General features: G+C 58.2%; 11 protein-coding genes and 1 pseudogene. 6 read left to right on the forward strand and 6 right to left on the reverse strand.

The window, feature by feature from the left end:
- Positions 1-21: 21 nt before the first annotated feature.
- From B2P82_RS09430 to B2P82_RS09440, 3 genes are all read right to left on the reverse strand, one after another.
- Positions 22-462, reverse strand: coding sequence for a curli assembly protein CsgF (locus B2P82_RS09430; RefSeq protein ID WP_290483508.1), 441 nt, complete (start codon positions 460-462; stop codon positions 22-24).
- Complete coding sequence (locus B2P82_RS09435) at positions 455-1324, reverse strand: hypothetical protein (RefSeq protein ID WP_290496817.1); 870 nt, start codon at positions 1322-1324, stop codon at positions 455-457. The genes B2P82_RS09430 and B2P82_RS09435 overlap by 8 nt, the downstream gene beginning before the upstream one ends.
- Positions 1325-1544: 220 nt before the next feature.
- Positions 1545-2681: a helix-turn-helix transcriptional regulator gene (locus B2P82_RS09440; RefSeq protein WP_290496819.1), complete on the reverse strand. Its 1137-nt coding sequence runs from the start codon at positions 2679-2681 to the stop codon at positions 1545-1547.
- Positions 2682-2953: 272 nt separating this feature from the next.
- Here B2P82_RS09440 and B2P82_RS09445 point away from each other — a divergent pair, with 272 nt between their 5' ends.
- The 6 genes from B2P82_RS09445 to B2P82_RS09470 all read left to right on the forward strand — a co-directional run bounded on the left by B2P82_RS09445 (position 2954) and on the right by B2P82_RS09470 (position 7134).
- Positions 2954-3478 (forward strand): cold-shock protein, encoded by a 525-nt coding sequence (locus B2P82_RS09445; protein WP_206990746.1) that lies wholly within the window; start codon positions 2954-2956, stop codon positions 3476-3478.
- 52 nt (positions 3479-3530) lie between these two features.
- A complete protein-coding gene (locus tag B2P82_RS09450; protein WP_290496821.1) occupies positions 3531-3986 on the forward strand; it encodes a DUF192 domain-containing protein in 456 nt (151 codons plus the stop codon).
- Entirely contained in the window at positions 3979-4410 is a 432-nt protein-coding gene (locus tag B2P82_RS09455; RefSeq protein WP_290496823.1) for a PaaI family thioesterase, read from the forward strand. Before B2P82_RS09450 ends, B2P82_RS09455 begins: the two co-directional genes overlap by 8 nt.
- Positions 4411-4511: 101 nt before the next feature.
- Positions 4512-5930 carry a cytochrome ubiquinol oxidase subunit I gene (locus tag B2P82_RS09460; protein WP_206990743.1) on the forward strand — a complete coding sequence of 473 codons (1419 nt, stop codon included), beginning with the start codon at positions 4512-4514 and terminating at the stop codon, positions 5928-5930.
- Between the two features lie 9 nt (positions 5931-5939).
- A complete protein-coding gene (cydB, locus tag B2P82_RS09465; protein WP_290485590.1) occupies positions 5940-6995 on the forward strand; it encodes a cytochrome d ubiquinol oxidase subunit II in 1056 nt (351 codons plus the stop codon).
- Entirely contained in the window at positions 6985-7134 is a 150-nt protein-coding gene (locus B2P82_RS09470; RefSeq protein WP_206990741.1) for a hypothetical protein, read from the forward strand. The genes cydB and B2P82_RS09470 overlap by 11 nt, the downstream gene beginning before the upstream one ends.
- Here the strand turns inward: B2P82_RS09470 and B2P82_RS09475 are convergent.
- From B2P82_RS09475 to groL, 3 genes and pseudogenes are all read right to left on the reverse strand, one after another.
- Positions 7124-8746, reverse strand: a complete 1623-nt coding sequence (locus B2P82_RS09475) for an acyl-CoA synthetase (protein ID WP_290485591.1) — start codon at positions 8744-8746, stop codon at positions 7124-7126. The two genes, B2P82_RS09470 and B2P82_RS09475, sit on opposite strands and share 11 nt — an antisense overlap.
- A 153-nt stretch (positions 8747-8899) precedes the next feature.
- A pseudogene (gene groEL / locus B2P82_RS17095) lies at positions 8900-9121 on the reverse strand (chaperonin GroEL); the annotation flags it as partial.
- A partial coding sequence (groL, locus tag B2P82_RS09480) for a chaperonin GroEL (RefSeq protein WP_422653699.1) occupies positions 9070-10275 on the reverse strand: 1206 nt, incomplete at its 5' end. The pseudogene groEL and the gene groL, both read right to left, overlap by 52 nt.

The following is a 10275-nucleotide window of genomic DNA, read 5'->3' on the forward strand; positions in this document are numbered from 1 at the left end:
GTGTCCCCTACAAATTCCCGGTTAGCCGCCGGTGGTGAAAATCGGCACCACGACTTCTGTCGTTGTCCCTGTGGTTGCGTCAAAAATGGTCAGTGTGATCGAATCCAGACCCCTCACGAATTCGACTGTCTGGTCGCCGAAGACGACCCGGCCATAATCCTGCGGATCCTCCCCGAAGATGGCATTGGCGACCTCGGAGGCGAGTCCTGACAGAAGGCGGCTTTGCAGCTGCCGAATGAACAGGTCAGCCTGCGGATCACCGCTGGCGGAGGATGGCGCCTCGGTATCATCCTGGGCGTTTGCGATGCCGAGGAGGTGGGCCGAGTTGAACGGGTTTCCGCCGAAGGACGGATTGACGGGCGTATAGACGAGTTCCTGCGCTGCCGCGCTGCCGGCAAGGGCGAGTGCGACCATGCCGGCGCACGCACCGGTGCGGATTATCCTGATTGGGTGACTAGTCATTTCCTGTTCCTTTCCAGCGCACGCCATCCACGAGGAGGCGGCCTGCGCGTTGCAGATCGACATGTGCCAATGTGATGCCATTCGAAACCTTTGCCTGCGAGGCACCGCCCAGTGACATACGTGCATCCGATGCTGTGCCGGCCATTTGAAGCGTCGCGGTTCCATCGAGTTCGGCCGTGATGTCCGTGAGCGTAACGGAATCCAGCGTGATCCGGCTGGTTCCGGACTGATAGATTTCAGCCGTGCCGGTGAGCTGGTCGCTGACCAGCCGGGATGTCCGGCCAAGACAGGCATGCAGGCGGTTTCGGATTTCGCTGATCCGGATGTGGCCGCCATGACTGGCGTCGATTTCAGCGACTTCGGCGCCGGACATTTCCAGGGCCAGGGCGCCGGTTGTTGTCAGACGGAACGTGTCGGTGACATTATTGGCGATGATACGGCTGCATCCGCCAGCCAGAATTTCGAGATTGTCAGCATCGGAGATTTCGGCATCTCCGGCCCGCATGGATATGCGGACATTTGTGGAAGTGGGTGCGGAAATCACCACGGTCGGGAAGTCGCCGATCGGGTGCATCTCGCCATTGTCGAAGGAGATGCTGAGTTCGCCATTGGTGCGGGCGCAATTCATGGCGAGGGAGGCAGGGGCCCCGCGGACCGAGACGCCGCCATCTTCATCGGTGCTCACGGACAGGGTTCCAAGGTTTCCGACGCCGTCCTCGACGGAGATGATTTCGATCTTGTCCTCGGAGTTCGGGATGATCCGAAGCGTGCCGACATAATCTTCAATATCCAACGTCATCGCATCTTGCCCCGTGGACGGGTGTCCCGCTGATGCGCTGGCCGGCACTAGAAATGCGATCATGAGGCCAACTGCCGCATACGATGCCACCCGTGGCTTACTTAATTTTGTCGCACGCATTCTGCCCTGCCAATCTTACAGCAACGGCTCACCGAATTGGGCCGGATATTGCGGGCGTGTCCCCACTCCCGGCTCGCGTTCAGCGAACGTTTCACCCTTTGTGAGTGCTAACGAAACATTAAGAAAGTGGGCTGTCATCCCCCAAACGGGGGGAAGGGACAATTTATCCGTAAAGTTTATCGCCTGCATTCGTTTGCACGGGCACGGACATACCAGAATTGAACGCGAAACGTGACGATTTTATCACAATCTCGGCCTGGCGATTGACCACCATCTTCTGCATGATCGACTTGAGAAGCGTCTTGACCGTGCTGGTTGCCACAGCCCGGGCTGTGGCGATTTCCGCTACGGTCTGGCTGGCATAGAGCCGTTCGCAGACATCGCATTCTGCTGAGGTCAGGGAGTAGGTCTGGCGCAACAGGTTCTGGTCCAGGGATTTCACGGATGTGAGCTTGTCGATGAACAGGACCGCATGGCCGGAGCGGGCGCCGAAATGCGCGATGGGGGGCACCGGTGTGACCGAACAGATATAGGTGCATTCCGGGCGCAGGCGCGCGAAGGAAAAGCGGCCGCCAATGGCGTTGCTCTGGCCGCGCAGGGTGAGGGCCAGATCGCGGTTGCTCTCGTCGGACAGGAGATCCAGGCGGCCGAGCCCATCGGTGCGGACCACGCCGGACGCGAGCAGTTTCTCGAACTGTTCTGACTGCCGGACGACCGTGCCGGATTTGTGCAGGATGGCGACGCAGGCCTGGCGGCCGAACATGTCCAGCAGGGACGTTTCCTGCCGGCTGACAATGCGCCCTGCAAGATGGGTGACCGGAATGGCTGCGCGGACCATCTGAGAAAAGCGGGCAATGGAATCATCCGAAAACGGACCATCATCGCGGGGGCGGGCAATCGCCAGGGCCACCACGGTCGAGTCATCGCTGGCGAGGACCGTGCCGGCGAACTGGCCGACGCCGGCCGGAATCAGGAGTTCCTGATAGGCGGCATTGGTGGCCACGGTCTCCTCATCTGCCACTTCATGGTCTCGAATGATTCGGCCGATCTCGCGCGAGGCCAGAATCCGGGTGCGCGGATTGACGGCGAGATACTCCTGCTCATTTTGAAAAAGGTCGCGATCGACGGTGCCCTCGACGGCGGAATCCAGGATGAAGGTCGCATCACTGACGGAAATGAGTTGTGTAGTTTCCGCACCACAATGCGCATTGACCATCTCGAGCGCCCGGGGCAGGACATCGCTGTCGCACAGGCCTTCCAAGAGCAATTCTTTGAAGGTGTCGAGGGTATGATTGCTCATATATTCCAATCTACGCGCCAAGTTTGGCAGCAATGTATAGCTTTCCGTTACTTAACGTTGCAAGCATATTCTTGGTAAATGGGCTGTGAGGATGATCACGGCAGGGAGGTATGACGGGGCGTTGCTGCAGTGTCTCACCGCGCTTGCCCATTTCTGTCCACATTGCGGGGGTAAGCGGCGGGCAGGGTCGCAGAAAGCCATTCTTTGATGTGAAGATCGCGTGACAAGCGCGTTAACACATTTTAGGTTGCCTGATTGGGGAATACGGGTTGATGACGAGAATAGCCGCCAAATCAGAATCAGAGCCTGCATCCGTGGAGGATGCCGTGCGCGTAATTGGCCATGTGAAATGGTTCGATAGTGCCAAGGGCTACGGATTTATTGTCGCCGAGTCGACGTCTGACGCAAGTCTGACGGGAGACGTGATGCTGCATGTGACATGCCTGAGGGGGTATGGTGAATCCTCTGCCGATGAGGGTGCGCGCATCGTTTGTGACGCCGTGAAAGGCGACCGCGGTTGGCAAACCGCTAATATAATTGAGATGGAACGCCCTCGGGCCACTGTGGCCAAGGAGAAAGGTGTTGAGCGCGATTACGAGACGGTCACGCTGAAATGGTTCAATCGCACCCGCGGCTATGGGTTCGTTCAGCGCGAAGGCGATGACACGGATATCTTCGTGCACGCCGTCGTTCTGCGCAAAGCCGGCTACGAAGATATTGAGCCTGGCACGGATCTGGAAGTCTGCATTGAAACCGGTTCAAAAGGTGAGCACGTTAGCCACATTAAACGCGGGTAAGCAGCAGCCAAGACAGCTTGCCGCCTTGCGGGCACCCGTCTAAACAAGCCCCATGATACGTTTCATCTCTTCTGCTTTCGCATCGCTCGTCCTGTTCTTGCCTGCGGCTTTCGCCCAGCTGGAAACCGGCCCTCTCACAATCATGTCGGGAGAGACTGAGCACAGCTTCACGGTCGAATTGGCGAATGACCCGGAAGAAGTCCAGGCAGGCCTCATGAATCGGGAAGAGCTCGCAGAAAATGCTGGCATGCTGTTCGATTTCGGCCAGCCGCGCGAAGCCAATATGTGGATGAAGAATACGCTGATCTCTCTGGACATGCTGTTCATTGACCCTGATGGCAAAGTGCTGGCGATTGCTCGCGAAACTGTTCCAGGATCGCTGCGTCGGATCAATCCGGGCGTGCCGGTGAAGGGCGTGCTGGAACTGGCGGGGGGGCGTGCCGCCGAACTGGGGATTGAGCCCGGCGATACAGTCCATCACGATGTATTCGGAAACATGGGTGAGTGAGGCGGTTGAGCCGCTGAGACAGCCGCCGCCGGGATTTGCGCCAACGCCATCCCGCGGGAAATTCACGCTACACAATGGTCCCACGTATCGTGCGTCGGCATCAGGCGATGTGCGCACCGGCATGTGGGTGCTGGATCGTCACTGCAATGGCATGGGCTTCCTTCACGGCGGAATGACCTGCGCTTTTTCCGATAGTGCGCTGGCATGGGCTGTCTGGAGCGCGACCGGCAAGATGTCGGTTACGCTCAAGCTGACCATGGAGTTCATGGACATCGTTCGGGAGGGCTGCTGGCTGGAAGCGCATCCGCATGTTACGCTGATAGACGGTGGCCATGTTCACGTTACAGCGAGGCTGGTGAAGGACGATGGGGACATTGCGGCGCGCGCTGACGCCATATTCAGGACATTGCGTCGGAAGGGCTGACTGGGCGCGCCTGCGTCAGACCGGCGCGCGTCAGCTCGTCAAGTTTGGCCAGCCTCTAAACTATATTAGAAAAATCGCATACATGATCCGGAGCGAGCCTCATGGAATTTGATGCACTTATCTTGTCGCGACTTCAGTTTGCTTTCGTCGTCGCCTTTCACATTCTCTTTCCTGCCTTTACGATCGGTCTCGCGGCTTTTCTCGCGGTATGCGAAGGCTTGTGGCTGAAGACCGGCAGGGAAGTTTTCAAGCGACTTTATCTGCACTGGGTGAAAATCTTCGCGCTCGCTTTCGCCATGGGCGTCGTATCGGGGGTCGTGATGAGCTACCAATTTGGTACGAATTGGAGCCTGTTCTCTGAGATCACCGGCAGCGTCATGGGCCCCATGTTGGCCTATGAAGTGCTGACCGCTTTCTTCCTGGAGGCAACATTCCTGGGCGTGATGCTGTTTGGCTGGCAAAAAGTTGGTCGGAAGCTGCACTTTGCTGCGACATGCGCTGTAGCAATCGGCACCACGATTTCAGCTTTCTGGATCCTCGCCGCAAACAGCTGGATGCAGACGCCAGCCGGCTTTGCGATTGATGCAGAGACCGGCAATTTTTATGCAACCAGCTGGATCGAGGCGATCTTCAATCCGAGCCTGCCAAGTCGGCTCGCACACATGTTGCTGGCTGCCTATACTACGACTGCGGCGGTAATTCTCGCTGCGGGTGCGTGGCAGACTCTGAAAGGTCGGACAACCGAGCCCACCAAGTGGCAAATTCGTATGGCGTCGGGCACTCTGGCGGTCCTGCTGCCGATCCAGATCATGGTTGGACACTGGTCGGGCGAAGTTGCGCACAAGTACCAGCCCGCCAAGATCGCAGTGGTGGAGGGATGGTGTGAATCCAAGGAAGTGCAGGGCACGGTTCTGATCGCGTGGCCGGATGGTTCCGAATGCGGCCATGCGGGCATAACGGTTCCGGGCACCAGTTCATTCCTTTTCCCCGGCCTGGAGGAAGGCGAAATGCTTCATGGCATCGACCACTTTCCGGAATCCGAACGGCCGCCGCTATGGCTCGTCTTCTATGCATTTCGCATTATGGTAGGGGCCGGGCTCGGCATGCTGGCCATGGGCGTTTGGGGCACCTTCCTCTGGTGGAGGAAAAAGCTGGACACACCGGGTCTCTTCCACATCGCGGCTGTCCCGGCTGGCGCGCTTGGTTTCATTGCTGTCGTGACCGGGTGGATTACTGCGGAAGTCGGTCGCCAGCCCTACACGGTCTATGGACATTTGCGCACGGTGGACAGCCTGTCACCGGTCTCTGCCGGGCAGGTGGCGACGTCCTTGCTCGTGTTCATGGTCGTCTATGCCATCATTTTCACGGCCGGTGTCGTCTATATGGCGCGCATTGCCACGCGCGGCTTTGATGACAGTCCCACGGACCCTTCTGGCCGTGAGCGGCGTCCTCCTGGGTCTCCAATGGGCGCAGTCGATGACAAGGCCGAAACATCCGACGATATCGTTGCGGCGGAATAGGAGGCGAACATGGCTATCGACCTACCCTTCATCTGGGCCCTGATCCTCGCCATCGGCGTCATGATGTACGTCTTGCTTGACGGGTTCGATCTCGGCGTTGGCATGTTCACCGCGATCGCGCAGTCTGAAGAAGAGCGGAACATGATGACCGCCACCGTCGAGCCCGTTTGGGACGGCAATGAGACATGGCTGATCATTGGTGGTGGCGGCCTGTTTGCGGCGTTTCCCACCGCATACGCGATCATCATGCCAGCCTTCTATTTGCCTGTGCTTATCATGTTGGCTGCATTGATATTCCGCGGCGTCGCGTTTGAATTCCGACACAAGGCCGTGCGTCGACCCACTCGTATCTTCTGGAATGGCGCTTTCTATGGTGGATCGTTCACCGCCGCATTTTCACAGGGCATCATGCTTGGCGGAATGGTACAGGGCATTCATGTCGAGGGCGGTGCCTTCGCGGGCGGCGCGTTCGACTGGTTGACGCCATTCACCCTTCTGACCGGTATCTCTGTTGTCATCGGGTACATGTTGCTCGGCGCTTGCTGGCTGGTTCTCAAAACCGAAGGTGAGTTGCATGACAAGGCGCGCAAGTGGGGCCGGATGGCACTTGCTGGCGTGGCAATTTGTTTCCTGGCAGTCAGTTTCGCGACGCTTTCAGTGGACGCATCCATTGGCGATCGGTGGGGCTTTTCCATGAGCCATATTGAGCCTGCACGCTTCCTGCCGCTCGCGCCGGTGCCCCTGGTCGGCATGGCACTTGTCGTCTGGCTGTGGAGAGACCTATCGATGAAACAGGGCGCGGTGGGCACTGCGCCGGACTGGCGACCTTACCTTTTGGCGGCGGGCATTTTTGCCAGCGGATACGTGGGCCTCGGCGTCAGCCTTTACCCATTCATCGTGCCGTACGAAATATCCATCCATGAGGCTGCTGCGCGGGACAATGCACTCGTTCTGATGTTGGTGGGCGCCGTGATTATGCTGCCGATCATTCTGGCCTATACAGCATACGTCTACAGCCTGTTCTGGGGCAAAGTTAAGCCGGGAGATGGCTATCATGCGCATTGATCCGGTACAGCCAGCAGACGACAACGAGGAGCCGCCGCTCACCAGACGGCTTATCTGGTTTGTCGGCATAGCCCTTGTGTCGATGCTGGTGGTCGCTGTGGTGGCCTACACGTTGAGAGGCCTGTTGCTCATTGGCTGATGCCCAGCTTGTCGAGCGCGAATGCCTTGATGGACTTATAGTCGGCCTTGCCATTCGGCGCGCGCCCAAGATCATCTTTGAACAAAACAGACTTGGGAGCCTTGTAGCGGGCAATACGTGATTGCACAAAGCTGCGCAGTTCGTCTTCGCTGACCTCTGAATCTGTGGATACGACGGCCGTCACGGCGTTGCCCCACTTCTCATCGGGCACGCCGACAACGAGTGCGTCCTTGACGGCAGCATGTTCCTTCAAGGCCTCTTCGACCTCTTCTGGATAGACTTTCTCACCTGCCGTATTGATACAATTTGATCCCCGGCCCAGCAATGAGATCGTGCCATCCGCCTCCACCGTGCACCAGTCGCCCGGTATGGCGTAACGGACCCCGTTGATTGTCCGGAACGTTGTGGCGGTCTTCGCCTCGTCCTTGTAGTAGCCGAGAGGGACTGCGCCGCCGCGGGCGATGATCCCGGCCTCGCCGCTGCCGGGCACGATCTCGCGATCATCTTCGGAAAATACCTTGCAGTTCGGGCCGATCTCGAATTTGGACGTCTGGGTTCCGCCTTCGAGCGTCGTTGTGGATGATCCGAAGCCGACCGCTTCAGATGAGCCAAAGCTGTCCATCATGGCGGCTTGAGGCATATGCTTCAGGAGGCCTTGTTTGACCTCCGCGCTCCACATTACGCCGGACGATACGATGGTTTGTACAGAGCTGACATCCCAACGGCCAGGATTGTCGTCGAGAGCTTTTAGCATCGGCTTTCCGAATGCATCTCCGACGATCGCCATGCTCGTCACGCCATGTTCCGAGACGGTTTCCCACAAATTTTCAGGGTCAAAGCTGGTGTTCTGTTCCAGCGTGATAATTGCGCCGCCGCCTAGCAGCGCACCCATCGCCGTGAACAGCCCTGTGCCGTGCATCAGGGGACAGGCGGGCACCTGCCGCGCCGTTTTTCCCATAAGCTGAACTGCCATCTTGAACTCTTCCATAGTGGACGGGTAGGGCAGACCGGCTTTCTCTGCGCCTTCTCTGGACGCCTGTCGCCAGACAGATTGTGACCACATCACGCCTTTGGGCATTCCGGTGGTTCCGCCGGTGTAGAGGAAAAACAAATCTTCTGGTGATCGGTCGATGCCGAGCGGAGACGGGTCACCGTCGGCGGCGAGACAGTCATAGTCTACCGCCCAGTCAGGCACGTCTCCGCCGCCAATCTGGACCCAGGCCTTCAGCTTGGGCAAGCGACCGCGGACCAGTTCAACCTGATCAGTAAATTGTGCATCAAAGAACACAACCGCAGCGTCCGAGTTATCAAAAATGTAGAAGAGTTCGTCGGCGAGATAGCGATAGTTGACGTTCACATGCGTGAAACGACCTTTGAAACAAGCGGCGAGCGCTTCAGTATATTCAGGCTGGTTACGTAGATAGAAGCCAGCTTTGTCGCCTGTTTCGATCCCCATCTCGCGTAAATTCCGCGCAAGCCGGTTTGATCGAGCCGTGAAGTCTGGCCAGTATGTCCGCCGTGTCCCGTGGGCCAGAGCCAGGTCTTCCGGACCAAGCATCTCGCCCACAGCATCAAGCATGTCACCGAAATTCATATCCGAAGCAGATGCCACTTTGTTTCTCTCCCGTTTGTGTTTTTGGCAACTCTAAGCGGTTGCCGCAGCGGTAGAGAAGCTGGAATCGAGTGCGTCGGAAGGATCATTTCGCCCAAAAAAAGAGGCAGCACCGAAGTGCTGCCTCTGACAATTTGGCTTTGAGGGCCGGGCTTAGAAGCCCATGCCACCCATTCCGCCCATGCCGCCACCCATGTCAGGCATGCCGCCGCCGGCACCTTCCTTCTTTGGGGCTTCAGCGATGGACGCTTCCGTCGTGATCAACAGGCCAGCAACCGATGCAGCGTTCTGCAGAGCAGAGCGCACAACTTTCACCGGGTCGATCACGCCCATGGCGACGAGGTCACCATATTCTTCGGTCTGGGCGTTGAAGCCGAANNCTTGGTCGGGTCGATGATGCCCGCCTTGACCAGGTCCTCGTACTCGCCGGTCTGGGCGTTGAAGCCGAAGCCCTTGCCCTTGCCGCGACGGATCTGGTCGACAACGACCGAGCCTTCGACGCCGGCGTTTTCAGCGATCTGGCGAACCGGAGCTTCCAGAGCCTTGCGCACGATGTCGATACCGGCCTGTTCGTCAGCATTCAGGCCTTTGACGTCGATATTGCTTGCAGCAGCGAGAAGCGCCGTACCACCACCAGGGACGATACCTTCTTCCACAGCGGCACGCGTGGCGTTCAGGGCGTCATCGACGCGATCCTTGCGCTCTTTCACTTCCACTTCAGTGGCACCGCCAACCTTGATGACAGCTACGCCGCCAGCCAGTTTCGCGAGACGCTCCTGCAGCTTCTCCTTGTCGTAGTCGGAAGACGTGTCTTCGATCTGCTTGCGGATCTGCGACACGCGAGCTTCGAGGTCTTTCTTGGCGCCAGCGCCGTCCACGATGGTCGTGTCATCTTTTGTGATGGCGACTTTCTTCGCGGTGCCGAGCATGTCCATGGAGACGTTCTCGAGCTTGATGCCGAGATCTTCGGAAATGACCTGGCCGCCGGTAAGGACAGCGATGTCCTGCAACATGGCTTTGCGGCGGTCGCCGAAACCTGGAGCTTTCACAGCAGCGATCTTCAGGCCGCCGCGCAGCTTGTTGACCACGAGGGTGGCCAGTGCTTCACCGTCGACATCTTCAGCGATGATCAGGAGCGGCTTCTGGCTCTGAACAACGTTTTCGAGGATCGGCAGCATTGGCTGCAGGGAAGACAGCTTGCTCTCGTGCAGCAGGATGAACGGATCTTCGAGTTCCGCGATCATCTTGTCCGGGTTGGTGATGAAGTAAGGCGACAGGTAGCCACGATCGAACTGCATGCCTTCGACAACATCGAGTTCGGTTTCGAGCGACTTGGCTTCTTCAACCGTGATGACGCCTTCATTGCCGACTTTCGCCATGGCTTCAGCGATCATTGCGCCAACTTCGGTGTCTCCGTTTGCGGAGATCGTGCCGACCTGGGCAATCTCTTCGTTCGACTTCACCTTCTTGGAATGATGAGCGAGGTCTTTAACGACTTCGGCGGATGCCTTGTCGATGCCGCGCTTCAG

The sequence above is a fragment of the Hyphomonas sp. UBA4494 genome (assembly GCF_002388935.1).
GTDB lineage: Bacteria > Pseudomonadota > Alphaproteobacteria > Caulobacterales > Hyphomonadaceae > Hyphomonas.